The following is a 22,197-nucleotide window of genomic DNA, read 5'->3' on the forward strand; positions in this document are numbered from 1 at the left end:
ATCCAATGTTCGACAAAGTGCTGATCGCCAACCGTGGCGAAATCGCCCTGCGCATTCAGCGTGCCTGCCATGGCCTGGGCATCAAGACCGTGGCGGTGTTTTCCGAAGCGGATCGTCACGCCCACTACGTGCAAAACGCTGACGAATCGCTGTGCATCGGTCCGGCCGCGCCAGGCCTGAGCTACCTCAACCAGACCGCGTTGCTGTTCGCCGCCAAGGTCACTGGCGCCCAGGCGATCCACCCTGGCTACGGGTTCCTTTCGGAAAACGCCGGGTTTGCCGAGCGCATCGAAACCGCCGGCCTGACCTTTATCGGCCCGAGCGCAGCCTGCATCCGCACCATGGGCGACAAGGTGGCCGCCAAGCGTGCCATGCGTGAAGCCGGTGTGCCGTGCGTGCCGGGGCCTGATTCGACAATGCCTACCGACGACGCCAGCATTCTCGCCATCGCTGCCGAGATCGGTTATCCAGTGATCGTCAAAGCCGCCGGTGGTGGCGGTGGTCGCGGCATGCGCGTGGTGCAGGCCGAAGCCGAGTTGCTCGCTGCCATCGCGCTCACCCGTGAAGAGGCGCGGTTGGCGTTCGGCAACCCGGAGCTGTATATCGAGAAATTCCTCGGCCACCCGCGGCATGTGGAAATCCAGGTGCTGTGTGATGCCCACGGCCATGCGATCTGGCTCGGCTGCCGCGACTGTTCCCTGCAACGCCGCCACCAGAAAGTGTTGGAAGAAGCGCCGGCACCGGGCATCGATCCCGCATTGATCGCCAAGGTCGGCGAACGCTGCGCCGAGGCCTGCCGCCAGATTGGCTATCGCGGTGTGGGCACGTTTGAGTTCTTGTACGAAGACGGCGAGTTCTTTTTCATCGAGATGAACACGCGTCTGCAAGTCGAACACCCGGTCACTGAAATGACCACCGGCATCGACATCGTGCAGCAGCAACTGCGCATGGCCCGCGGCGAAGTGTTGGGCTTGCGCCAGGAGGATGTGCAGTTGAACGGCCACTCTCTGGAGTGCCGCATCAACGCCGAAGACCCGATCACCTTTATGCCCACACCCGGCTTGATTCAGCGTTGGGAAGTGCCCGGCGGATTTGGCGTGCGGGTTGATTCCCATGTCACCACCGGCTACCGCGTCCCGCCGTACTACGACTCGATGGTGGCCAAGGTAATCACCCACGGCGCCACGCGGGAAGAGGCGTTAGCGCGGATGCGTCTGGCCCTGAGTGAAATGATCGTGGACGGCATCAGCACCAATATCCCGCTGCACCGAGACATTCTCGACGATCCGGCATTCTGCGCCGGCGGTGTCGACATTCATCACCTGGAGCGCTGGTTGCAGCAAAGGAGCCCGACATGAACACCGCACCTTCCATCAGCCTGCTGGGCTCCAGCGCGTTGCTGTTCGAGGCGCCGGGCGAGCTCGACCTGGCCCCGCAGCAGCGTATCTGGCGCCTGGCCCTGCAAGCGGGCGAATGGCCGGAAATCCACGAAGCCGTGCCGGGCATGAACAACCTGATGCTGACGTTCCTCACGCCGCCCCGTGAACTCAACGGCGTGTGCCAGCGCCTGCTGGATGCCTGGGAACAGAGCCAACCGCTGCCCCTGGAAGGGCGAATTGTCGAGTTGCCGGTGGTGTACGGCGGCGAATTCGGCCCGCACATGGCAGACGTGATCGCCCACACCGGGCTGGATATCGAGACCATTGCCAACCTGCATTGCGAGCCGCTGTACCCGGTGTACGCCCTGGGCAGCCACCCCGGTTACTGCTACCTCGGTGGCATGGACCCACGCCTGGCCACGCCCCGTCGCCAGGTGCCGGTGCTGAATATCGGTGCGGGCTCGGTGTCCATCGGCGGCGTGCAGACGGGCGTCTCCGCCTCGGCCGGCCCCAGCGGCTGGAACACCATCGGCCGCACCGAGATGGCATTTTTCGACCCCGCCCAAACCCCGCCTGCCATCTTGCGGCCGGGTGATTTCCTGCGCTTGCGCATCGAGAGGATCATTCGATGATCGAGATTCTATCGGCCACCGCCCTGGCCACCGTGCAGGACCTCGGTCGTTTCGGCAGCCTGGGTTACGGCGTAGGTACCTCGGGCGCCATGGACCATCTGGCCCTGGCCTTGGGCAACTTGCTGCTGGGCAATCCCGAAGACGCCGCTGCGATTGAAATCCCGCTGTTTACGTTTGAAGTTCGCCTGCTGCAGGACTGCGCCTTTGCCCTGACCGGCGCCGCCTGCGACGCCACGCTGGACGGCCAGCCGTTGCCGCCGAACTGGGTTTGCCAGGGGCGAGAGGGTCAAGTGTTGAGCCTGGGGTATCCGACGTCTGGCAGCCGCGCTTATCTGTGTTTGGCGGGGGGCGTGGACGTGCCGTCGGTGCTGGGGTCACGCAGCACGCAATTGCGTGGCGAGTTCGGTGGTTTGGACGGCCGAGCGTTGCAGCAGGGGGATCGACTCGCTGCCTTGCGACCAGGCCTCAGCACCTTGGCGCTGGACTTCGGCGTTTTGGCGCCCAGTCTCTCGCTGCCGTTACAGGTAGACGGCGTGCCCGCGATGCGCGTGCTGCCCGCCGCTGAATACGAGCGCTTCCAGGAAACCTCCCGCGCCGCGTTCTGGGCTGGCGAGTGGAAGATCACCACCCAGAGCAATCGCTATGGCTACCGCATGGAAGGTGAACCGCTGATGCCCATCGCACCGATGGAAATTCGCTCCCACGGCATCGTGCCCGGCGTGATCCAGGTGCCCCATGGCGGTCAGCCGATCATCCAGATGCGCGACGCGCAGCCCAGCGGCGGCTACCCCAAGTTCGGCAGCGTGATCGAGGCTGACCTATGGCGTTTGGGGCAGGCGCCGATCGGCAGCAAAGTGCGCTTTATCGAGTGCAGTTATGAAGAGGCCGTTGACGCCTTGGAAACCAATCGACGTTACCTGCGTGAAGTCAGCCGTCTGGTGGAGCTGCACCGTCAAGGAGTGAAAGCATGACGCTTGAAGAAATTCGCCAACTGGCGCTGTGGCTCAAGGAACACCACTTGGCTGGCGCAGAGATGAGCAGTCCTGGCGTGCACCTGACCCTCAAGCGCGGTGCGCCTGCCGTCAGTGTGGTCACGCCAGCCGCGGCTGCGACAGTGGATGACAAGGTGCTGCGCACCACCGGCCTGGGTCGTCTGCTGCTGACTCATCCGCAACAAAACCAGCCGTTCGTGGCTGTGGGCGATCAGCTTAGCGCCGGTCAACTGGTGGCCGTGCTGCAAGTGGGTGAGCTGTTGCTGCCTCAGCGCAGCCCGAAAGCCGCCAAGGTCGTGGATATACGCGTGCAGTGCGGCACCACCGTCGGCTACGGCGAAGCCTTTCTGGGCCTGGAGTACCCGGTATGAAGATCGATTTGAATGCCGACCTCGGCGAAGGCTTCGGCCCGTGGCGCATGGGCGAGGACGAAGCACTGATGAGCCTGATTTCCTCGGCCAACGTCGCCTGCGGTTATCACGCCGGCGACCCGTTGATCATGGACACCACCGTACGCCTGGCGAAAGCCGGTGGCATCGACCTGGGCGCGCATGTGGGCTTCCCGGATTTGATGGGCTTCGGTCGTCGCCAAATGAACATCGAGATCAAGGAACTGGCCACCTATGTGATCTACCAGCTCGGTGCGCTGGCCGGGATGGCGGCCGTGAATGGCCATCGCATGACCCATATGAGCTTCCACGGCGCCCTGGGCAATATGGCCGCCGCCGATGTGGCGCTGGCCGAGCCGTTGGTGCGGGCGGTGGCGGCGTTCGACCCCACGCTGATCATCAGTTCTTCCAGCAGCCGCGCCATCGAAGGCGCGGCCGAAAAATGTGGTCTGCGCGTTGCCACGACGTTCCTCGCCGACCGCGCCTATGACGATGACTGCCTGCTGGTGCCACGCAAGGTCGAGGGCTCGGTGATCAAGGAGCCTGCGGCAGTCTTGCAACGGGTGCGGCAGTTGCTGGAGGAGGGCACCGTGACCGCCCTGAGCGGCAAGGTGCTGCGGGTGCCGGCCCACTCGATCCTGCTGCACGGCGACACCCCCGGTGCGGTCGACCTGGCGCGCACCATTCGTCAGGAAATCGAGCAATTGGGCGGGCGGATTACCCCGATTTCCCAGCTGCTGGCGGCGTCATAAGCAGGCCTTATCGCCACACAATCATCGCGTCTTGGTCCAGCGCCTGAAGGCTGGATAGAGTCGAACCATAACCCGCGACACAAGGATCACCCCATGCCATTTTCCGACTACAAAACCGCACTGGTCACCGGCGCCTCATCGGGCATCGGTGCCGCCGTTGTGGAGCGTCTGTGCCAGGAAGGCGTGCAGGTGCATGCCCTGGCCCGCAGTGCCGACAAGTTGCAGGCACTGGCGGCAAAGACCGGCTGCATTCCCCACGCCATCGACGTGACCGATATTGCCGGCCTGACTCGGTTGTTCGCCGAAAACACCTTCGACATCCTGGTCAACAACGCCGGTGTCGATAAACCCGGCTCCTTGCTCAAGGCCGATGCCGACGGTATCGACCTGCTGATCGACGTCAACCTTCGCGCGGTGTTGCACCTGGCGCGCCTGGCGTTGCCGGGGATGGTCGAGCGCGACTGCGGGCACATCATCAACATCAGCTCGATTGCAGCGGCCTACAACTTTGGCGGCAACTCTACCTACCACGCGACCAAGGCCGCGGTGAGCATGCTCTCGCGTCAATTGCGCATTGATGCCTTCGGCAAGCGCGTGCGGGTTACCGAGATCTGCCCAGGCCGAGTGGCCACGGACATCTTTGCCCATGTGCATGGCGACTCCGAGGAGACCTACAAACGCTTCGTCGAAGGTTTTGAATTGCCCCAGGCCGAAGACATCGCCAACGCCATTGCCTTCGCGATTGCAGCGCCGATTGCCGTCAACGTCGGGCATATGGAAATCACCCCCACCCTGCAAGTGCCGGGCGGGCTTTCTACCGCGCGACCTCAGGATTATCAGGGCTGAAACCAGCCCTCTAAAACAGAACGGATCAATCCGTCATTGCTGCACCGCGCCACGGCCACGCCGGGTGACTTTGATTTCTGCCCTAGCCCAATGCCGATAGGGATTGACCATGAAGCAAGACTTCGATTTGGCCGCGATTCTGCAAGGCGAGTATGCCGAGCTGATCGTCAAGGGCATCGAAATGACCTTGCAGCTGGCGTTGTTCGCCTGGCTGCTGGCGATGGTGCTGGCGCTGACGCTGGTTACGGTGCGCCTGACCGGCAACAAGCTGGCCGACCGTCTGGTGGCGGGGTACGTGTCCTACCACCGCAACGTGCCGACCCTGGTGCAACTGATGCTGTGGTACTTCGGCGTGCCCACGTTGCTCAGCGAGTCCGCGCAACTGTGGCTGGCCAACCACAACACCGAATACCTGTTTTCGGTGATCGCCCTGGGCTTGTGCCAGGCCGCGTATTTCTGTGAAGACATGCGCAGCGGCCTGCGCGCCATTCCGGCCGGGCAGACCGAAGCGTCCAGAGCCCTGGGATTGGGCTACGTGCGCTCGATGCGCTACGTGATCCTGCCTCAGGGAGTGCGCAACTGCCTTCCGTCCTTGATCAACCACACCGTGTTGTTGTTCAAGAACACCAGCCTGGCCATGGCAATTGGCGTGATGGAGCTGACCTACGCCAGCCGCGAAGTGGAGAACTATACGTTCCGCACCTTTGAGTCGTACCTGGTGGCCACGGTGTTCTACCTGGTGTTTTCACTGCTGCTGATGGGCGCCGGGGCGTTGCTCGCTCGGCACTTCAGCAAAGCCCTGGCGAGGTAGATGGCGATGTTCGATATCGTTGAAATCCTGCAGAACAACTGGACGTTGTTCCTCATCGGTCAATACCCCCACGGCCCATTGGGTGGCCTGGCGAGCACCCTGATCCTGGCCGCGCTGGCATTGCTGTTGGCGTTCCCGTTCGGCTTGCTGCTGGCGCTGGCGCGGGTATCGCCGTGGAAAGGTTTGTACTGGGTCGCCACGGTGTGGGTCTACGTGCTGCGCGGTATTCCCTTGCTGATGGTGATCTTTTGGACGTACTTCCTGGTGCCGTTGCTGATCGGCCATAACATCACCGGCTTCATGACCATGCTCTGCACCCTGGTGATCTACCAGAGCGCCTACCTGTGCGAAATCATTCGCGGCGGCATCCAGGCCTTGCCGAGTGGGCAATACGAAGCGTCCCGCGCCCTTGGCCTGGGCTACGTGCGCACCACGCTCTGGGTGATCCTGCCCCAGGCACTGTACAACGCGTTGCCGAGCCTGATCAGCCAGTTCATCTCGATCATCAAGGAGACCTCACTGGGCTACGTGATCAACGTGCAGGAGGTGACGTTTGCCGCCAACCAAGTCAACAACCAACTGCTGACCAAGCCGTTCCAGGTGTTTTTCATCCTGGCGATCATCTACTACCTGCTGTGTTTCGGCCTGACCCGCCTGGCCGGTTATGTGGAACAGCGCATTGCGCGCAAGCGCCTGGGCGACGGAGGGCAAACCCTGCCTGGCCAACCGTTGCTGGCCACCGATAATTGAAGAGGGCTGCGCTCATGCATCCAATGATCATGTTTTCGAAAATCAATAAATGGTACGGCGAGTACCAGGCGCTCACTGACATCACGGCCGAAGTGCAACCCGGCGAAGTGGTGGTGCTGTGCGGCCCTTCGGGGTCGGGCAAATCCACCTTGATTCGCACGGTCAATCGCTTGGAAGACATCCAGGCCGGCCAGATCCTGTTCGACGGCCAGGACGTTCACGGCACCGACGCGCAGATCAACCGCCTGCGCAGCCGCGTGGGGTTTGTGTTCCAGAGCTTCAACCTGTTCCCGCATCTGTCGGTGCTGGAAAACATTACCCTGGCCCCCAACAAACTGCGCAACCTCAAGGGCGCGGCGGCCAAGCAAAAGGCCATGGAGCTGCTCGACCGTGTCGGCCTGGCCCACAAGGCCGGTGCTTACCCGGCGCAGTTGTCCGGCGGGCAACAGCAGCGCGTGGCAATCGCCCGCGCACTGGCGATGGAGCCGCCAGTGATGCTATTCGACGAGCCCACCAGTGCCCTCGACCCGGAAATGGTCGGCGAAGTGCTGAGCGTGATGAAGGGCTTGGCCAAGGACGGCATGACCATGATGTGCGTGACCCACGAGATGAATTTCGCCCGCGAAGTGGCCGACACCATCTGGTTTATGGATGCGGGGCAGATTCTGGAAAAGAGCAGCCCCGAGGCCTTCTTCACCCAGCCCTCGCACCCGCGAGCGCAACGTTTCATCGCCGACCTGCGGGCCCATTGAGCTGCGGCGGTTTTGCTCCCTCTGCCATTTTGCTGGTCCAACTTTCTGGAGATTTCCCATGGGTATGAAGCATCTGTTTACTGCGCTGGCGTTGGGGCCACTGGCAATCGCGGTCGCACAGGCCGACCAACTGAGCGACATCATGGCCAAGCAATCCTTGAGCTGTGGGGTGTACGCCGACGTCCCGCCATTTTCCGCACCGGACCCGAAAACCCGCGAGCTGGTCGGCATGGACGTCGACCTCTGCAAAGCCCTGGCCAAGACGCTTGGCGTAGCCCTGGAACTCAAGCCAATGTCGGTTGAAGCGCGTATTCCTGAAGTGAAAATGGGCCGTGTCGATGTGATCTTCGCTAACCTGGCCTACACCAAGACCCGCGCCGACCAGATCCAGTTCAGCGACCCTTACTACATCGCCAAGGAAACCCTGGTGGTGCGCGCGGCGAATGCCGACCAGCCGAAAAGCTTCTTCAAGGACAAGCGCATCAGCTCCACCAAGGGCTCGACCTCCGAACAGTCGATCCGCCTTGCCGGCGCCACCCCGGTGACCTTCCAGGACACCGGCTCGGCCTACATGGCCCTGCAACAGAACAAGGTTGTGGGCCTGGTGACCAACACCATGACCGCCCTCAAGCTGGTCAATCAGGCCAAGGCCGGTGGTGTGGAACTGGCGATTGCCAAAGAACCGATGGCCCTGGAGCCGATTGGTGCCGGTATGCGCCGCGACGAGCCCGCGTTTTTGGCCAAGGTCAATGAGTCGCTGATGGCGATGGAAAAGGCCGGGGAGATCGACGCGATCTGGGAGCGCTGGATCGGCCCGAACACCGAGTACAAGATGGTGCGCGAGGACAAGGTGCAGCCTTTGAGCGCGTTGAAGTTCGAGCCGTTGCCTTAAGGGTAATCGGTCACAAAAAAGCCCGCCGTGTGTGATGCACGGCGGGCTTTTTTACTGCGTGCTCCAGACAGGGTTCAGATCCTCATCAATCATCCAGTGCGGCTGGCCAGGTGTGATACGCACGCCGCCGACCCAGCGCTCATGCGTTGCATGGTCGGGCCAATAGGCTCGGCCATGGAGCACGTCCTGCCCCAAGGGGGTCAGCGCCAACATGCGTTGCGGCCATGGTTTTTGCGGGTCTGTCTCGGTCAGCAACGGCTTGTCGCCATCGATCAATGGCCGCAACAGCACCTGAAACATCATGTCCCCCATGGAGGGCAGCGGGTCGCGCTTGGCCATCAGTTCGGCGAACACGCGACCGAACGGCAACGGCCCAGCTTCGGCGAGGTAGGTGAGGGACAGGCGCTCGGTCAGCGACAGACCATCGTGTGTTCCCGGCAATTCCTGCAACTGGCGCAACAGCGCCGGGGCAAGCAAGGGCAGGGCGGGGTGTTTGCCGTGGGCCAACGCTGCCCATGCGATGGGTGAACTGTCGCAATAGGCTGCCCAGGCCCGTTTGGCCAGTTGCACGGCCTCGTCGCCGATCAGTCTGCGCTGCGGCCAGAGCCAGGCGAGCACGTCCGGCGCCAGTTGGCCGATGCCGATAAAGCGCTCGACGCCGGGAATGCGGTCCACCTCGATCAGCTCCAGTTTGCCCGGTGCTTGTTCAAGACCGGCCAAGGCGCGGATCAGGAACAACTGGTCATAGGCATCTGCCTCGCACCACAACACGCTGTGTTCGGCGCTGGCCAGGGTTTCGAGGTGGTTGTATTCATCGTCGACGCGGCGCGCTGCATCCGTTTCATTGATGGCAAAGGCTTGGCTGATAAAGGCACTGCGCATCGCACGAAATGCCGGGCTGGGCAGATCACGCACCGGACCCATGCACAGCGGGTCGCTGAGCATGTGGAACCGGCCCTTGAATCCCGCCACCTGCAGGCTATGGGCGATGTCATTGCCGCAGCGCCAGTGGGTGGTGCGCGCTTCATCGCTGGCTGCAAAGTCGGGATGGCGGGCGGCGAAGTCGATGGCGTCGATATGAGCCTTGAGCTTGGGCCAACTGCTGAAACCCAGTTGTTTGGCCACCTGCCATTGGGCCTGGGACAGTGTGGCAGCCGGGTCTTGGCTTTTCAGGTGCCGCAACAGTTCCTTGGCGCGCTTGCGCTGCTGCTCAAGGTTGAGACGGCCATCGGTGTTGGAAGATAGGGGGCGTTGCGACATACGATCTCCTTGCACAGACCTTTTCCGCTTTAAGGTTGGGAGTCGTAGAAATGAGGTGAAGCTTGAGTGTCTTGGGCGCAGCCCTTTCCGCGGAAGGTGGCGTAGAGAGCGCCAGGCGGGAAATATAGGCAGTGTGGCGCTCGATTGCAAATCAGGTATGCGCCCCCGATAGGGTTTAAGAATCGTCTTAAAGTCATGCGCTCCAGCTGACGGTTACCGTGTGCACCGTTGAATGATCGACGTTGCTGCCCAACTGTCAGGTTTACCCTATGTCCACTAAAACGCTCCGCCTCTTGATTGCCGATGCTGACCTTCAGCAGCGGATCAGGATTGAGAAGATGCTCAACCTGATGGGCTATCACCGCATCGCGCCCTTGAGCTCGTTCGATGAGTTGCGGGTGCTGACGCGTTCGGGAGGCGTGGCATTCGACCTGTTGATCATCAACAGTGCATTGGTGAGTTCGCCGCAGGAGAACCTGCTGGAGTACTGCCACGCCAACCCGTTGATTCGCCACACGCTGATTTACGATGGGCAATGCACACCGCATGTGCTGGTAGCGGGCAATCAGCCGACCTTGAACCTCTCAGTGCCGCACTTGCCGGACTTTATCGCGCTGCAGCATTGCATGGGGATCGTCGATCCTGCCCCTCGCATACGCGTGGGTAAGCGGCCGACCTTGCGCGTTGCTGACAGCCCCAATCCAGCATCGGCGCGCTTCCAGGGTGACCCGGCCTTGGTGGCGTGCGCAGTGGGGCTGTCGCCCAGGCGTTGAGGGGGGCAGGGGTTACTTGTCTTTGCGTGCATCCATGGTTTTCTGATGCTCGGCGAGGAACGGCTGCTCCGCCGGATCAAAGCGATCAATGCCGGCCGTAAAACGATGCCAGTACGGATACAACGGTTGGCGCCGTGTCACCGCTTCGATACGCGAGGACTGTTCGTCGGTGAGTTTCAGTTCGGTGGCCGCCAGGTTGTCGCGCAGATGCGCTTCAGTGCGGGCGCCGACGATCAGCGAGGTAATCCCCGGACGATCCTTGAGCCACGCCAGGCAGGTACGCGCCACCGACACGCCGTGTTCATCACCCACGGCGGCGAGGGTTTCGATGATGTCCAGCGCACGCTCCTGGTCATGCACGTAGGGTTCCGGCCAGTCGCTGCCCTGGCGGGTATTGGCCGGCGGTTTTTGCCCACGGCGCGTGGAGCCGGTCAGCAGGCCTTCGCCCATTGGCCCCCACACCAGGGTGCCGACGTTCTGATCCAGGGCCAACGGCAGCAACTCGTACTCGGCCTCGCGGGATTCCGGGGTGTAGTAGATCTGTTGTGTGATCGGCTTGAGCATGCCGTGCAGTTCGGCCTTGCCCAGGGTTTTCATCATCTGCCAGGCGGTGAAGTTGCTGGTGCCGAAGTAACGGATTTTCCCCGAGCCCACCAACAGCCGCAGGGCTTCGAGGGTTTCCTCGATGGGCGTCATGCCGTCCCAGTTGTGCAATTGGTAGAGATCGATGTGGTCGGTACCGAGGCGCTTCAAGCTGGCTTCGCAGGCGCGAATCAGGTGGTAGCGCGAGGAGCCGGAGTTGTTCGGGTTGCTGTCTACCGGGCTGCGGCCCTTGGTGGCCAGCAGGATATCGTTGCGTTTGTCACCCAGGGCCTTGCCGACCACTTCTTCGGCCAGACCGTGGGAATAGAGGTCGGCGGTGTCGACCATATTGACCCCGGCATCGAATGCGATATCGAACATACGCTTGGCCTGGGGCACGTCCACCGATCCGCATTTTTCAAACTCGGCGCGACCGCCAAAGGGCACGGTGCCGAGGATGATTTCGGATACCAGCAGGCCCGAATGGCCCAGTTGTCGGTATTGCATGTCGTCTCCTACTTAACGTTGAACCTGAGTTTCTGAACAACGTGGGTGGCGATAGTTTGAATTTTTTCATGAAAACTTCCTGCGCCTGCTTCACCATTGCGCCCAACAGGTTTTAAGAGGAATACCGCGTCCATGAGCGCCCTGATAGAAACCCGCGCCCTCACGCGTATCGACGAGCGTCGCCAGGTGGCTTTGCTGCAACCCACGGATTTCACCTTGAAGCGCGCCGACCGTGTCTCCATCACCGGCTCATCGGGCTCTGGAAAAAGCGTCTTCCTGCGTGCGCTGGCTTTGCTCGATACGCCGAGTTCCGGGCAAGTGCTGTGGAACAACCAGCCGATCGTCAACGCGCAGATCCCCCATTACCGCAGCCATATCAGCTACCTGTCTCAACGCCCGGCGTTGCTCGAAGGCACGGTGGAGGACAACCTCAGGTTCCCGTTCAGCCTCAAGACGCTGCACCAACGCCGCTTTGACCAGGACGTGGTGACGACCTTGTTGGGGCATGCCGGCAAGGCGGCGGATTTTTTGACCAAGAACGCGTTGGACCTGTCGGGCGGTGAGTCCCAGGTGGTCTCGCTGATCCGCACACTGCAACTGAACCCCGAAGTGCTGTTGCTCGACGAGCCAACCGCCGCCCTCGACCCTGCGTCATCCCGTGACGTGGAAGCGCTGATCGACGCCTGGTTCGCCGGTAACAAGGCCCGCGCCTATATCTGGGTATCCCACGATCTGGATCAGGCACAGCGCATGAGTGACATCCACTTGCACATGAGTGCCGGTGTCCTCAGCGGAGCGACCCAACCATGAATTATCAAAACCTCACCGCCCTGGACATGGGCATTGCCGCGTCGCTGATCCTGGTCAACGGCGCGCTGTCGTTGCTGCTGCGCCTGGGCCTTGGACGCCAGTTGTTATGGGCGGCGGTGCGCACCGTGGTGCAACTGCTGGCCATCGGTTACCTGCTGGGCTGGGTGTTTGAATTCGCCTATTGGTACGTGGTGCTGCCGCTGATGTGCGCCATGACCCTGATCGCCGGGCTTTCGGCGGCGGGGCGCGGGCGGCGTACGTATCGGGGGCAGCGGGTCGACAGCATTCTGTCGGTGTGGGGCAGTTCGTGGCTGGTGACGGCGGTGGGCTTGTTTGCGGTGATCCGCATTCACCCATGGTACGAGCCGCAATACGCGATCCCGATCCTTGGCATGATCCTCGGCAACACCTTGACCGGCGTGTCCTTAGGGATTGAGCGCATGACCCAGGAACTTACCTCGGGCCGCAACACCATCGAAATGATCCTGGCCCTCGGCGGCTCACGCTGGGAAGCCGCCCAGGAAGCCATTCGCCAGGCCGTGCGCGCCGGGATGATCCCCACGCTGAACCAGATGACCGTGGTCGGCATCGTCAGTCTGCCCGGCATGATGACCGGCCAAGTGCTGGCCGGAGAGAGCCCTGTGGACGCGGTGCGGTATCAAATCGTGATCATGTTCTTGATCGCCGCGTCATCGGCGTTGGGCACGGTAGGGGCGGTGTTGCTTACCTATCGGCGGTTGTTTTCGGTGAGCCACCGCTTTTTGCGCGAGCGACTGGAAGAGCGCTGACAAACCAGCCCCTGTGGGAGCCATCTTGCCGGCGATGGCGGTCGATCAGGCAACCTCAGGTTATCTGGCCCACCGCTTCAATCCACCTCCGCCACACCAAAATCGAGCACCACCTTCATCGCCTGGGTCTTGTCCGCTGCCAGTTCAAACGCCTGCACGGCTTGTTCGAACGGCACCGTATGAGAGATCACCGGCCGTACATCAATGACCTGACGATTGAGCAAGTCCACCGCCTGGGCAAACTCACTGTGGAAGCGGAAGGTGCCGCGCAGGTCGATCTCGCGGCTGACCAGCAGGTTCAGCGGCAGCGACACTTCACCGCCCAACCCGACAGTGACCAGCACGCCGCGCGGGGCGATGCAGTCCAGGCCGTTGCGCAGGGCTTGGGCACTGCCGGAGACTTCGAACATCACCTCGAAGTAGCCCTTCTCGGCGGTGTAGCGTTTGAGCGCATCGATGCCGTCGGCGATGTTATGGGTGCGCGTGGCGCCCATTTTTTCCGCGCAGGCCAGTGCGCTGGCGGACAGGTCCACAGCGACGATTTCAGCGGCACCGGCGGCGCGCAGGCTGCCGATCAGCAGGTTGCCGATGGGGCCGCAACCGGTCACCAGTACGCGCTTGCCGAACACCGCGCCAGCCCGTTGGATCGCATGCAACCCGACCGACAACGGCTCGGCCAGCGCACCTTCGGCGAGGCTGACGTGATCGGCCAGCACATGTGCCTGATGCGTCTCGATTACCAGGCTCTGGCGAAACGCGCCCTGGATATGCGGAAAGGGCATCGCGCTGCCGTAAAAGCGCATGTTCAGGCAATGGTTGGGCAGGCCTTGATGGCAATAGCGGCAAGCGCCGCACGGGCGTGACGGCGATACGGCAATGCGCTGGCCGACCTTGAACTGGCCGGCGTCCGAGCCCACGGCGTCGATCACTGCCGATACTTCATGGCCGAGCACCATCGGCTCGCGCAGGCGCACAGTGCCGAAGCCGCCGTGCTGGTAATAGTGCAAGTCCGAGCCGCAGATACCGCCGCGGGCGATGCGTACACGCAGTTGCTCGGGCCCCAGAGCAGGGGGTTCGTCCTGGGGGCTCACCCGCAGGTCTTTTGAGGCGTGGCAGACAATGGCGTGCATAAGGTTCTCCAGGGTTACAGCGACGCGGTGATGCCACCGTCGACATACAGGATATGACCGTTGACGAAACTTGCGGCATCGCTGGCCAGAAACACCGCTGCACCGGCCAACTCGGCGACGTCGCCCCAGCGGCGGCTCGGTGTGCGCTGCACCAGCCAGTCGCTGAATTCGGGGTTGGCCACCAGGTTGGCGTTCAACTCGGTCTTGAAGTAACCGGGGCCGATACCGTTGACCGTCAGCCCGTGCGGGCCCCAGTCGATGGCCATGCCCTTGGTCAACATCTTCAACGCGCCTTTACTCGCCGCATACGGCGCGATGCCCGGGCGGCCCAATTCACTTTGCACCGAACAGATATTGATGATGCGCCCCCGTTTGCGCGGAATCATCGCCCGCGCCACGGCCTGACCCACCAGGAAGGCGCTGTCGAGGTTGGTGCTGATCAGTTCGCGCCAGTGCTGCTCGCTGTAGTCTTCCAGCGGCCCACGGCGTTGCATACCGGCGTTGTTCACCAGGATGTCCAAGGGGCCGAAGCGTTCCTCGATCGTTGCCACCCCGTCCTGGATTGCTGCGCTGTCGGTCACGTCGAAGGCCTGGGTGTGCACCTCCAGGCCTTCGAGGGTCAGCAGGGCGGCGGCGTCACGCAATGTGCTGCGGTTACGCCCGTTGAGCACCACCCGTGCGCCCGCTTGGGCCAGGCCACGGGCGATGGCCAGGCCGATACCGGCACTGGAACCGGTGACCAGCGCCAGCCGGCCGTCGAGGCGAAAGGTGTCTAGAACGCTTTGCATGGGCATATTTCTCCGCGCGCGCTTGTGATAATCAAAACGCTGTCTGATGGGCTTAACTTCACCTCGGTGTAGGGCGCAGGTCCAATGTTCATTTATGATCGGCTGATCAATATCCGTGATAACCAGGAGGGCTGGATGGAACTCAAGCACTTGCGCGCCTTTGTGGTACTGGCCCAGGAGCTGCATTTCGGCCGGGCGGCGGGGCAGTTGTCGATTGTGCAACCGGCGCTGAGCATGCAGATCAAGCAACTCGAAAGTGGCTTGGGCGTACGTCTGCTGGACCGCAATCGGCACTCGGTGACGTTGACCGATGCCGGCCGGGTGTTCCTGCCGGAAGCCCAGGCGACCCTGCACCAGGCCGCGCGGGCGGCGGAGGCGGCGCGGGCCTCCAACCGGGGGGAAATCGGCCGAGTGCGGCTGGGCTTTGTGTCGTCGGTATTGCCGCAACTGTTGCCCGAGTTAATCCGCGCGGTGCATCAGCGCTACCCGCGTATCGAGCTGGAACTCAAGGACATGCCTGGCCCCGATCAAGCCGCCGCGTTGAAGCATGGCCGCCTCGATTTCGGCTTGATGCGCCTGCCCGCCGCCTACCCCGGTGTGCAGACCCGTGTGGTGTTGCGCGAGCCGTTCTGTGTGGCCTTGCCGATGGATCATCCGTTGGCCGCACAGGATTCGATCCAGCCCAGCGATCTGCTCGACGTGCCGGTGTACATCCTCGCTCGGCGCTATGCGCCGGGGTTCTACGACGAATTTATCCAGGCCGTGGGCATCCCGCTGCACATCGCGTCCGAGCTGGGCGAGTTCACCACCATGCTCGCGCTGGTCTGTGCCGGGTTGGGCGTCGGCGTTTTGCCGCAGCAGGCTGCGCGGGCGTTGCCAGCCAACTGCGTGTCGCGGCCGCTGGTATTGGGAGCGTTTCAGGCCAGCACGGGGTTGGCTTGGACCGAGTTGGACAGCGCAGTGAAGACCACGCTGTTTACGCTGATCGTTGAACTGTTTGGTGAGTGATTGTTTCACCGGGTGAAATGCTGGATTGTAAAACCTGGTGATTCCATTGATCGGCGCAGCGGTGGAACATCTCAGGTGTCGGAACCCCCACCTTTTGGAGCCTTACATGTCCCAGCCTGCGATCAAACTCTATGGTTTTCCACTGTCCGGCCATTCCCATCGGGCCGAGCTGATGCTGTCCCTGCTGGGTCTGCCCACCGAATTCATCCTGGTGGACCTCAAGCAAGGCGCCCATAAATCCGCTGATTTCACGGCGACGATCAATCGCTTCGGCCAGGTGCCGGCGATTGACGATAACGGCACGGTGCTGGCGGACTCCAACGCGATCCTGGTCTACCTCGCCACGAAATACGGCAACGGCCACTGGCTGCCAAGCGACCCGGTGGGGCAGGCGCGTGTACAGCGTTGGTTGTCGGCGGCTGCCGGGCAGCTGCATGCCGGGCCCGCGACTGCACGGTTGGCCACGGTATTTGGCGCCGACGTGGATGCGGCGGCCGCCATCAGTCGCGCCCATGCCTTGTTGGAACTGGTGGAACAGCAACTGAGCGAAACCCGCTTCCTGGCTGGCGAGCAGCCGAGCATTGCAGATATCGCGTTCTACACCTACGTGGCCCATGCGCCGGAAGGTAATGTGTCGCTGGTCGACTACCCTAAGGTGCGCGCCTGGCTTGCCAGTATTGAGGCCCTGCCAGGTTTTGTGGGCATGCCGCGTACGGCGGTAGGTTTGCAATCACAGTAACCTTCCTGAGGCGCATCGATGGACCGATTTCACGAAATGCAGGTGTTCCTGGCGGTGGCCGAGGAGGAGGGTTTCGCTGCCGCCGCGCGCCGCCTGAACACCTCGCCGCCCAGCGTGACCCGCGCCATCGCGGCCATGGAACAACGCATCGGCACCCAGCTGCTGGCGCGCACTACGCGCAGCTTGCACCTGACCGAAGCCGGCCAGCGTTACCTCGCAGATTGCCGGCGCATCCTCGCCGAGTTGGACGAAGCCGAAGAAGCGGCGGCGGGCAGTTATTCGATCCCCTGTGGCCACCTTACGGTGACCGCACCGGTGCTGTTTGGCGAGCTGTATGTGGCGCCGGTGCTGGGTGACTATCTCGACCGCTTTCCCCAGGTGAACATCAATGCCTTGCTGGTGGATCGGGTGGTCAACATGGTCGACGAAGGGGTTGATGTGGCTGTGCGTATCGGCCATCTGCATGAACCGGGGCAACAGGCGATCAAGGTGGGCGAGGTGCGTCGTGTGGTGTGCGCGTCGCCTGGTTATCTCGACCAGCACGGTCGCCCGCTGCACCCCGAGCAATTGCGCGCAGCGCAAATCATCGGCCTATCCTCCAGCCATTTGGTCAGTGAGTGGGCGTTTGTCGACGCCGGCCAGCCGCTGACGGTACCCATCGAACCACGCCTGGTGGTCTCGGCGAACAACGCAGCGATCAACCTGGCGCGCCTGGGTTGGGGCATGACCCGTGTGCTGTCGTATCAAGTCGCGGCAGCGGTGGCGGCCGATGAACTGGAGATTGTGCTGGAGGCTTTTGAACCGGCGCCGCTGCCGATCCAGGTGGTGTTCCAGAGCAGCGGGCGTGTGCCGGCCAAGGTCAGTACGTTTGTGGATTTTCTCAGCCAGCGCCTGGGCCAGGACGCCGCGCTCCAACGGCACGGCTGATGGAGCGCTTTCGCGATATGCAACTGTTCGCCGCCATGGCCGGGCAACCGAGCCTGGCCTCGGCGGCGCGTCGTGCGTGCGTCTCCGGCCCGACCTTGGTACGTGCTATTGCGCGGTTGGAAGCACGCCTGCACGTGACGTTGCTGCAACGCAGCACCCAAGGCGTGAGCCTTACGGACGCCGGCAGCGCCTACCTGGCCGACTGCCTGCAACTGCTGGCCAGCGTGGACGCCGCCGAAGCCTCGGCCAAGGGCGCGCATGTGCAGGCTCAGGGCAATCTGCGGGTTTTCTTGCCGCTGTTGTTCAGCCGTTACCTGATGGCGCCGGTGTTGGCCGACTATCTGGAGCGGTACCCCGACATGCGCGTAGTGGCGCGTTATCACGACTATGACCCCAACCTGCATGAGGAGGGCCTGGACGTGGCGATCCTGGTGGGCGAGCTGCCCAGCTCGTCATTGATCGCGCGGCCGCTCGGGCGGGTGCGGCAACTCCTTTGCGCCAGCCCCGATTATCTCGCCACCCACGGCGAGCCCCGGCACCCGAGCGAGCTCAAGCAGCATCGGCTGATCGCCAGTGCCGAGCACGTGCATTGGGATTTCCCAGGCTATTTGCTCAAGGCGCGTGCGCGGTTGAGTTGCTCCACGGTACAAGGCGCAATCAATGCCGCCGTGCAGGGGGCGGGCGTGGTGCGTTGCCTGAGCTACCCGCTGCACGGGCCGTTGGGCAGCGGGCAATTGCGCCGGATCTTGCCGGCCTATGAAGGGCCGCCGCTGCCAGTCAATGTGGTGTATCGCGAGGGCCGCAACGCGCCGATGCGTGTGCGCAGTTTTGTCGACCATTGCGTGGCGGCGTTGCGGGAACACCCAGCATTTCAGTTGGCGTAACAGTGGATTGTCTGGGGTGGTTATTCCCTCTGTTGGCGGGCAGGGCGCAGCATCGCAGCATCTAACGGGAGGTCATCGCCATGAATCCAATCGAACTATCCCCCTGGCATGCCGGCGAACGGCAGATGCAGGAAAGCGCCGGCGTCGCTGAGCGCATGGCTGTGGTCGGGCCCAAAGTAATTCGTGATCACTTGCCTGAGCAGCACCGGGATTTCTACCCTTTGCTGCCATACCTGTTGCTGGGTGTGGTGGACGAACAGGGCATTCCGTGGGCGACGATGGTTGAGGGCGCACCGGGTTTCGCCCATTCGCCCGAGCCGCAGACCCTGCAGATCGACAGTCTGCCCAATACCAGCGACCCCGCTCGCAATGCCGTGCGGCAAGGAGCGTCCGTGGGGCTGCTGGGCATCGACCTCAACACCCGCCGCCGCAACCGCATGAACGGCCGCATCGGCGCCCTGGATCACGAGGGTTTTTCGGTGGACGTGGTGCATACCTTCGGCAACTGCCCTAAATACATCCAACTGCGGCCGGTGGACGGTATCGCGCGCAAACCCGGCACCGTGGCCGAGCGCTCCAGCAGCCTCGACGCTGGCGCCCAAGCGATGATCCGCAACGCCGACACCTTCTTCGTCGCCAGCTATGTGGACGCTGAAGGCGAACGTTCGGTGGACGTGTCCCATCGCGGCGGCAACACCGGCTTTGTGCGCGTCGACGGCAACGTGCTGACCATCCCGGACTTTGCCGGCAACCTGTTCTTCAACACCCTGGGCAACCTGGCAGCCAACCCGGTGGCGGGTCTGCTGTTCATCGACTTTGACTCGGGCGACGTATTGCAGATTGCCGGAAGCACCTCGCTGATCCTCAGCGGTCCCGAAGTGGCAGCGTTTGAAGGCGCGCAGCGGTTGTGGACGGTGACCGTGGAACACGTGGTAAGGCGCCCGGCGGCGTTGGCGTTGCGTTGGGAGTTTGAGCAGTTTTCGCCGTTCAGTCTGGCGATGGGGGGGTGGTAGTGCGCGTGCCGTTCTGGTCGAAGTGAACCCTGTACTAATGACCACAGGTAATAAGAAACGCGTGTTTAAACCTGTCATAAGTCACAGGTTACAACTCACGTTTATTCCACTTCAATACCGGTTGAAAGCGCGGCGACCTCACATTGATAGTGGAGCGGGAGATCAACATGTTTGAAGACATTGAACTGCATAAGTCTAATAAAGGGACGGCCACCGGTACCATGAACGGCACGGTCGTCAGCCTGAGCGATGATCAAACGTATCCCTTTAAGGCGACATGGATCTACCGTGACAACCAAAATGGGACGTTGAGTCTCCGTGGCACAGTGGATGATCTGGAAAGCCCTGGTCGGACATCGCTCATTGGACTGGCACTCACTCCTGAGAGCGCTCCCAGCGGCACCTATAGTATCGGCGCAAACCCTGTGACGCTGACGTTGCTTTACATGACTTTTATCCGAGACACCGGTGTCACCACAGATTACGAAGGGATTGAGGGTTGGGTTGAGCTGATAAGCGCCTACCCTGCAAAACCGATCAGCGGAAAGCTGTGGTTTAAAACAAGACCACGCGTGGGACGTGCGTACGAGGTCGAGCTGGACTTCAATATCCCAGACTTTTAAGACGTAGAGCTTCAGGTGCTTGTCGGTTTAATTCAGTCTGGCACTGAGGGAAGGTCAGGCCGGGTCGTACCGTAGACCACTTCCGGGAACAGCTGGTTGGTCATCTCGATGATCTTGTTCTGTGCGTCGATAAACTTGCCCATCCGCGCGCCACCTGAAGTCGAGTCGTACAGCGCCTGGCCGACCTGGCGGCCGTTCTCGAACACCTGGATCTGGGCAAAGCTCATGTACAGCGCCATGTCCCAGCTCCATTTGCCAATGTAGGTGGTCGACAACGCACAGCTGGCAGGCGGGCTCCCGGGCGGCAATTCGCGGGTGTGAAAACCCTTGGTGCGCAGTTGCGCGGTGTAGGTGGTGTTGAATCCTTCGCGCAGGCCTTCTGCGGGGATCGTGCAGATCTCCGGGGACTGGGTGGTGGACAGGGAAACTGGGGTGACGGTTTGCGTGATGCTGCAGCCGGTAAGGGCCAGGGCAAGTGCGGGAGCTGCGATCAGGCGCATAGTGACGTCCATGTGGGGAGTAATGGCTGGATGATAGCAGTGAAGTCCTGATGGCGATTACGATCTCCAGTCCTTAGCGTCGCGAGTGCACACATTGTGTTGTGGCAAGCGGGCTCTTTGGGATGAGCAGGCTTGCCCTGCGCAGCAGCCCCAAAACCCATCACTGCGGAGTGTCTGGCAAACGGCATTCCTCAGTACTGGGGCCGCTTCGCAGCCCAGCGCAGGGCAAGCCTGCTCACCACAATAAACCTGCTCACGTCCATGTGGGGAGTAGTGGCTGGATGATGGCAGTGAAGTCCTGAGGGCGATTACGATCTGCAGTACTCAGCGTCGCGAGTGCACACATTGTGTTGTGACAAGCGGGCTCTTTGTAGTGAGCAGGCTTGCCCTGCGCTGGGTTGCGCAGCAGCCCCAAAACCCATCACTGCGGACTGTCTGGCAAACGGCATTCCTCAGTACTGGGGCCGCTTTGCAGCCCAGCGCAGGGCAAGCCTGCTCACCACAATAAACCTGCTCACGTCCATGTGGGGAGTAATGGCTGGATGATCGCAGTGAAGTCCTGAGGGCGATTACGATCTGCAGTGCTCAGCGTCGCGAGTGCACACATTGTGTTGTGGCAAGCGGGCTCTTTGTAGTGAGCAGGCTTGCCCTGCGCTGGGTTGCGCAGCAGCCCCAAAACCCATCACCGCGGAGTGTCTGGCAAACGGCATTCCTCAGTACTGGGGCCGCTTCGCAGCCCGGCGCAGGGCAAGCCTGCTCACCACAAAGAGCCTGCTCATCACCACAAGCCCACTCACCATCGCGGCCACTTCTTCTTGTGTGATTGCCAGCTGTGCGCAACTGGATGGCATTGGGTGGTATTTTCATTTGCCGGGTTTTCTTTTGGAGTCATTTTCAGCGCAGCTGCTGTACGCGCTGGGTGGGGCGACGATCAGAAGAATGCGTGTCGAAAACCCGGACTTTACTCTGCTTAATCGAACGAGCGGTGTTTGTCTCATTGGCTTTGCTGCCTGGCAGATGTATCGCTTATTGAGACATGAAACTGTTTGAGTCAGCCTTACGCTCCAACTAACAACAAGGACCCGTTATGCAACGCAATGTCATCAATCCCGCAAGCGTATTCAACTCTCTGCAATATGGCTTCAGCCAGGCAATTGAGGTTCCCGTTGGCCGGCGCATTCTGCTTTCCGGCCAGGTCGGGGTGGATGCCCAGGAGTGTACGGTCGGCCCAGGCATGGCCGAGCAAATTGCTACCTCGCTGGACAATATCGAAAAGATCTTGGCCGAGGTCGGTGGTGACCTGTCCCATGTGGTGATGCTGCGGCTATATATCGTCGAGTCCGCACGTGATCAGCAGGAGCCGATAGCTGAGGCCTTGCGTGAGCGCTTTCCCCATAACCCGCCGCCTTCTTCGTGGATTATCGTCAGCGGCTTGTCGTTGCCGCAATGGTTGATCGAGGTCGAGGCGGAGGCGGTGATTACGCTGAAGTAGGGCTTCTCGATCATCGTTGTGAGCGGGCTTTCGTAGTGAGCAGGCTTGCCCTGCGCTGGGCTGCGCAGCAGCCCCAAAACCCATCACCGCGGAGTGTCTGGCAATCGGCATTCCTCAGTATTGGGGCCGCTTCGCAGCCCAGCGCAGGGCAAGCCTGCTCACCACAATAAGTCTGCTC

26 protein-coding genes are annotated in these 22,197 nt (G+C 61.9%); 21 read left to right on the plus strand and 5 right to left on the minus strand.

Annotation, left to right across the window (positions count from 1 at the left end; genetic code table 11):
- The first annotated feature begins 5 nt into the window (after positions 1-5).
- The 10 genes from accC to AOA61_RS00910 all read left to right on the plus strand — a co-directional run bounded on the left by accC (position 6) and on the right by AOA61_RS00910 (position 8,195).
- Positions 6-1,358, plus strand: coding sequence for an acetyl-CoA carboxylase biotin carboxylase subunit (gene accC / locus AOA61_RS00865; RefSeq protein ID WP_099600911.1), 1,353 nt, complete (start codon positions 6-8; stop codon positions 1,356-1,358).
- Positions 1,355-2,011 (plus strand): 5-oxoprolinase subunit PxpB, encoded by a 657-nt coding sequence (gene pxpB / locus AOA61_RS00870; RefSeq protein ID WP_032887265.1) that lies wholly within the window; start codon positions 1,355-1,357, stop codon positions 2,009-2,011. The genes accC and pxpB overlap by 4 nt, the downstream gene beginning before the upstream one ends.
- Positions 2,008-2,982, plus strand: coding sequence for a biotin-dependent carboxyltransferase family protein (locus AOA61_RS00875; protein ID WP_032887266.1), 975 nt, complete (start codon positions 2,008-2,010; stop codon positions 2,980-2,982). The genes pxpB and AOA61_RS00875 overlap by 4 nt, the downstream gene beginning before the upstream one ends.
- Positions 2,979-3,374, plus strand: a complete 396-nt coding sequence (locus tag AOA61_RS00880; RefSeq protein ID WP_099600912.1) for a biotin/lipoyl-containing protein — start codon at positions 2,979-2,981, stop codon at positions 3,372-3,374. Before AOA61_RS00875 ends, AOA61_RS00880 begins: the two co-directional genes overlap by 4 nt.
- Positions 3,371-4,144: a LamB/YcsF family protein gene (locus AOA61_RS00885; protein ID WP_099600913.1), complete on the plus strand. Its 774-nt coding sequence runs from the start codon at positions 3,371-3,373 to the stop codon at positions 4,142-4,144. The genes AOA61_RS00880 and AOA61_RS00885 overlap by 4 nt, the downstream gene beginning before the upstream one ends.
- A 93-nt stretch (positions 4,145-4,237) precedes the next feature.
- Entirely contained in the window at positions 4,238-4,990 is a 753-nt protein-coding gene (locus AOA61_RS00890; protein WP_032887269.1) for an SDR family oxidoreductase, read from the plus strand.
- A 109-nt stretch (positions 4,991-5,099) separates the two neighbouring features.
- Positions 5,100-5,801, plus strand: coding sequence for an amino acid ABC transporter permease (locus tag AOA61_RS00895; RefSeq protein ID WP_095185631.1), 702 nt, complete (start codon positions 5,100-5,102; stop codon positions 5,799-5,801).
- Between the two features lie 6 nt (positions 5,802-5,807).
- Complete coding sequence (locus tag AOA61_RS00900) at positions 5,808-6,551, plus strand: amino acid ABC transporter permease (RefSeq protein ID WP_032887299.1); 744 nt, start codon at positions 5,808-5,810, stop codon at positions 6,549-6,551.
- A 23-nt stretch (positions 6,552-6,574) separates the two neighbouring features.
- The gene (locus AOA61_RS00905) at positions 6,575-7,303 is read left to right on the plus strand and encodes an amino acid ABC transporter ATP-binding protein (RefSeq protein ID WP_177434288.1); all 729 of its coding nucleotides are present in this window, start codon (positions 6,575-6,577) and stop codon (positions 7,301-7,303) included.
- 58 nt (positions 7,304-7,361) lie between these two features.
- On the plus strand, positions 7,362-8,195 hold the full coding sequence (locus AOA61_RS00910) for an ABC transporter substrate-binding protein (RefSeq protein WP_099600914.1): 834 nt from the start codon (positions 7,362-7,364) through the stop codon (positions 8,193-8,195).
- 51 nt (positions 8,196-8,246) lie between these two features.
- Here AOA61_RS00910 and AOA61_RS00915 read toward each other — a convergent pair whose 3' ends face one another.
- Complete coding sequence (locus AOA61_RS00915) at positions 8,247-9,455, minus strand: DUF1835 domain-containing protein (RefSeq protein WP_099600915.1); 1,209 nt, start codon at positions 9,453-9,455, stop codon at positions 8,247-8,249.
- A 269-nt stretch (positions 9,456-9,724) separates the two neighbouring features.
- On the opposite strand from AOA61_RS00915, the gene AOA61_RS00920 reads away from it, so the two are divergent.
- On the plus strand, positions 9,725-10,228 hold the full coding sequence (locus AOA61_RS00920; RefSeq protein ID WP_099600916.1) for a chemotaxis protein CheY: 504 nt from the start codon (positions 9,725-9,727) through the stop codon (positions 10,226-10,228).
- Positions 10,229-10,240: 12 nt separating this feature from the next.
- On the opposite strand, the gene AOA61_RS00925 is transcribed toward AOA61_RS00920, so the two are convergent.
- On the minus strand, positions 10,241-11,317 hold the full coding sequence (locus AOA61_RS00925) for an aldo/keto reductase (RefSeq protein ID WP_032887275.1): 1,077 nt from the start codon (positions 11,315-11,317) through the stop codon (positions 10,241-10,243).
- Between the two features lie 132 nt (positions 11,318-11,449).
- Between AOA61_RS00925 and AOA61_RS00930 the strand changes: the two genes are divergently transcribed.
- Both AOA61_RS00930 and fetB read left to right on the plus strand, forming a co-directional pair.
- Positions 11,450-12,127, plus strand: coding sequence for an ATP-binding cassette domain-containing protein (locus AOA61_RS00930; RefSeq protein ID WP_032887276.1), 678 nt, complete (start codon positions 11,450-11,452; stop codon positions 12,125-12,127).
- A complete protein-coding gene (gene fetB, locus AOA61_RS00935) occupies positions 12,124-12,915 on the plus strand; it encodes an iron export ABC transporter permease subunit FetB (protein ID WP_099600917.1) in 792 nt (263 codons plus the stop codon). Before AOA61_RS00930 ends, fetB begins: the two co-directional genes overlap by 4 nt.
- 77 nt (positions 12,916-12,992) lie before the next feature.
- Here the strand turns inward: fetB and AOA61_RS00940 are convergent, their stop codons facing one another.
- Positions 12,993-14,045 carry an L-idonate 5-dehydrogenase gene (locus AOA61_RS00940; protein WP_095185636.1) on the minus strand — a complete coding sequence of 351 codons (1,053 nt, stop codon included), beginning with the start codon at positions 14,043-14,045 and terminating at the stop codon, positions 12,993-12,995.
- A gap of 14 nt (positions 14,046-14,059) precedes the next feature.
- Positions 14,060-14,833 (minus strand): glucose 1-dehydrogenase, encoded by a 774-nt coding sequence (locus tag AOA61_RS00945; protein ID WP_032887279.1) that lies wholly within the window; start codon positions 14,831-14,833, stop codon positions 14,060-14,062.
- A 135-nt stretch (positions 14,834-14,968) separates the two neighbouring features.
- Here AOA61_RS00945 and AOA61_RS00950 point away from each other — a divergent pair, with 135 nt between their 5' ends.
- The 6 genes from AOA61_RS00950 to AOA61_RS00975 all read left to right on the plus strand — a co-directional run bounded on the left by AOA61_RS00950 (position 14,969) and on the right by AOA61_RS00975 (position 20,027).
- Entirely contained in the window at positions 14,969-15,841 is an 873-nt protein-coding gene (locus AOA61_RS00950; protein ID WP_099600944.1) for a LysR family transcriptional regulator, read from the plus strand.
- A 106-nt stretch (positions 15,842-15,947) separates the two neighbouring features.
- Positions 15,948-16,580 (plus strand): glutathione S-transferase family protein, encoded by a 633-nt coding sequence (locus AOA61_RS00955; protein WP_095185638.1) that lies wholly within the window; start codon positions 15,948-15,950, stop codon positions 16,578-16,580.
- 18 nt (positions 16,581-16,598) lie between these two features.
- Positions 16,599-17,507 (plus strand): LysR family transcriptional regulator, encoded by a 909-nt coding sequence (locus AOA61_RS00960; RefSeq protein WP_099600918.1) that lies wholly within the window; start codon positions 16,599-16,601, stop codon positions 17,505-17,507.
- Positions 17,507-18,391: a LysR family transcriptional regulator gene (locus tag AOA61_RS00965; RefSeq protein WP_032887282.1), complete on the plus strand. Its 885-nt coding sequence runs from the start codon at positions 17,507-17,509 to the stop codon at positions 18,389-18,391. The genes AOA61_RS00960 and AOA61_RS00965 overlap by 1 nt, the downstream gene beginning before the upstream one ends.
- Before the next feature lie 80 nt (positions 18,392-18,471).
- A complete protein-coding gene (locus AOA61_RS00970) occupies positions 18,472-19,404 on the plus strand; it encodes a pyridoxamine 5'-phosphate oxidase family protein (protein ID WP_099600919.1) in 933 nt (310 codons plus the stop codon).
- Positions 19,405-19,571: 167 nt separating this feature from the next.
- Positions 19,572-20,027 (plus strand): hypothetical protein, encoded by a 456-nt coding sequence (locus AOA61_RS00975; protein ID WP_099600920.1) that lies wholly within the window; start codon positions 19,572-19,574, stop codon positions 20,025-20,027.
- 32 nt (positions 20,028-20,059) lie between these two features.
- Here the strand turns inward: AOA61_RS00975 and AOA61_RS00980 are convergent, their stop codons facing one another.
- On the minus strand, positions 20,060-20,527 hold the full coding sequence (locus AOA61_RS00980) for an Sbal_3080 family lipoprotein (protein WP_099600921.1): 468 nt from the start codon (positions 20,525-20,527) through the stop codon (positions 20,060-20,062).
- A gap of 597 nt (positions 20,528-21,124) precedes the next feature.
- Here AOA61_RS00980 and AOA61_RS30805 point away from each other — a divergent pair.
- Both AOA61_RS30805 and AOA61_RS00985 read left to right on the plus strand, forming a co-directional pair.
- A complete protein-coding gene (locus AOA61_RS30805; RefSeq protein WP_143521160.1) occupies positions 21,125-21,577 on the plus strand; it encodes a hypothetical protein in 453 nt (150 codons plus the stop codon).
- Between the two features lie 37 nt (positions 21,578-21,614).
- On the plus strand, positions 21,615-22,019 hold the full coding sequence (locus tag AOA61_RS00985; RefSeq protein WP_099600922.1) for a RidA family protein: 405 nt from the start codon (positions 21,615-21,617) through the stop codon (positions 22,017-22,019).
- Positions 22,020-22,197 lie beyond the last annotated feature (178 nt).

This window comes from Pseudomonas sp. 2995-1 (assembly GCF_002742505.1).
GTDB classification, from domain to species: Bacteria; Pseudomonadota; Gammaproteobacteria; order Pseudomonadales; family Pseudomonadaceae; genus Aquipseudomonas; species Aquipseudomonas sivasensis.

Excerpts from the sequence above, each read along its gene's own strand:
- accC (WP_099600911.1), top strand. The coding sequence starts at position 6 with ATGTTCGACAAAGTGCTGATCGCCAACCGTGGCGAAATCGCCCTGCGC.
- pxpB (WP_032887265.1), top strand. The coding sequence starts at position 1,355 with ATGAACACCGCACCTTCCATCAGCCTGCTGGGCTCCAGCGCGTTGCTG.
- AOA61_RS00875 (WP_032887266.1), top strand. The coding sequence starts at position 2,008 with ATGATCGAGATTCTATCGGCCACCGCCCTGGCCACCGTGCAGGACCTC.
- AOA61_RS00880 (WP_099600912.1), top strand. The coding sequence starts at position 2,979 with ATGACGCTTGAAGAAATTCGCCAACTGGCGCTGTGGCTCAAGGAACAC.
- AOA61_RS00885 (WP_099600913.1), top strand. The coding sequence starts at position 3,371 with ATGAAGATCGATTTGAATGCCGACCTCGGCGAAGGCTTCGGCCCGTGG.
- AOA61_RS00890 (WP_032887269.1), top strand. The coding sequence starts at position 4,238 with ATGCCATTTTCCGACTACAAAACCGCACTGGTCACCGGCGCCTCATCG.
- AOA61_RS00895 (WP_095185631.1), top strand. The coding sequence starts at position 5,100 with ATGAAGCAAGACTTCGATTTGGCCGCGATTCTGCAAGGCGAGTATGCC.
- AOA61_RS00900 (WP_032887299.1), top strand. The coding sequence starts at position 5,808 with ATGTTCGATATCGTTGAAATCCTGCAGAACAACTGGACGTTGTTCCTC.
- AOA61_RS00905 (WP_177434288.1), top strand. The coding sequence starts at position 6,575 with ATGATCATGTTTTCGAAAATCAATAAATGGTACGGCGAGTACCAGGCG.
- AOA61_RS00910 (WP_099600914.1), top strand. The coding sequence starts at position 7,362 with ATGGGTATGAAGCATCTGTTTACTGCGCTGGCGTTGGGGCCACTGGCA.
- AOA61_RS00915 (WP_099600915.1), bottom strand. The coding sequence starts at position 9,455 with ATGTCGCAACGCCCCCTATCTTCCAACACCGATGGCCGTCTCAACCTT.
- AOA61_RS00920 (WP_099600916.1), top strand. The coding sequence starts at position 9,725 with ATGTCCACTAAAACGCTCCGCCTCTTGATTGCCGATGCTGACCTTCAG.
- AOA61_RS00925 (WP_032887275.1), bottom strand. The coding sequence starts at position 11,317 with ATGCAATACCGACAACTGGGCCATTCGGGCCTGCTGGTATCCGAAATC.
- AOA61_RS00930 (WP_032887276.1), top strand. The coding sequence starts at position 11,450 with ATGAGCGCCCTGATAGAAACCCGCGCCCTCACGCGTATCGACGAGCGT.
- fetB (WP_099600917.1), top strand. The coding sequence starts at position 12,124 with ATGAATTATCAAAACCTCACCGCCCTGGACATGGGCATTGCCGCGTCG.
- AOA61_RS00940 (WP_095185636.1), bottom strand. The coding sequence starts at position 14,045 with ATGCACGCCATTGTCTGCCACGCCTCAAAAGACCTGCGGGTGAGCCCC.
- AOA61_RS00945 (WP_032887279.1), bottom strand. The coding sequence starts at position 14,833 with ATGCAAAGCGTTCTAGACACCTTTCGCCTCGACGGCCGGCTGGCGCTG.
- AOA61_RS00950 (WP_099600944.1), top strand. The coding sequence starts at position 14,969 with ATGGAACTCAAGCACTTGCGCGCCTTTGTGGTACTGGCCCAGGAGCTG.
- AOA61_RS00955 (WP_095185638.1), top strand. The coding sequence starts at position 15,948 with ATGTCCCAGCCTGCGATCAAACTCTATGGTTTTCCACTGTCCGGCCAT.
- AOA61_RS00960 (WP_099600918.1), top strand. The coding sequence starts at position 16,599 with ATGGACCGATTTCACGAAATGCAGGTGTTCCTGGCGGTGGCCGAGGAG.
- AOA61_RS00965 (WP_032887282.1), top strand. The coding sequence starts at position 17,507 with ATGGAGCGCTTTCGCGATATGCAACTGTTCGCCGCCATGGCCGGGCAA.
- AOA61_RS00970 (WP_099600919.1), top strand. The coding sequence starts at position 18,472 with ATGAATCCAATCGAACTATCCCCCTGGCATGCCGGCGAACGGCAGATG.
- AOA61_RS00975 (WP_099600920.1), top strand. The coding sequence starts at position 19,572 with ATGTTTGAAGACATTGAACTGCATAAGTCTAATAAAGGGACGGCCACC.
- AOA61_RS00980 (WP_099600921.1), bottom strand. The coding sequence starts at position 20,527 with ATGCGCCTGATCGCAGCTCCCGCACTTGCCCTGGCCCTTACCGGCTGC.
- AOA61_RS00985 (WP_099600922.1), top strand. The coding sequence starts at position 21,615 with ATGCAACGCAATGTCATCAATCCCGCAAGCGTATTCAACTCTCTGCAA.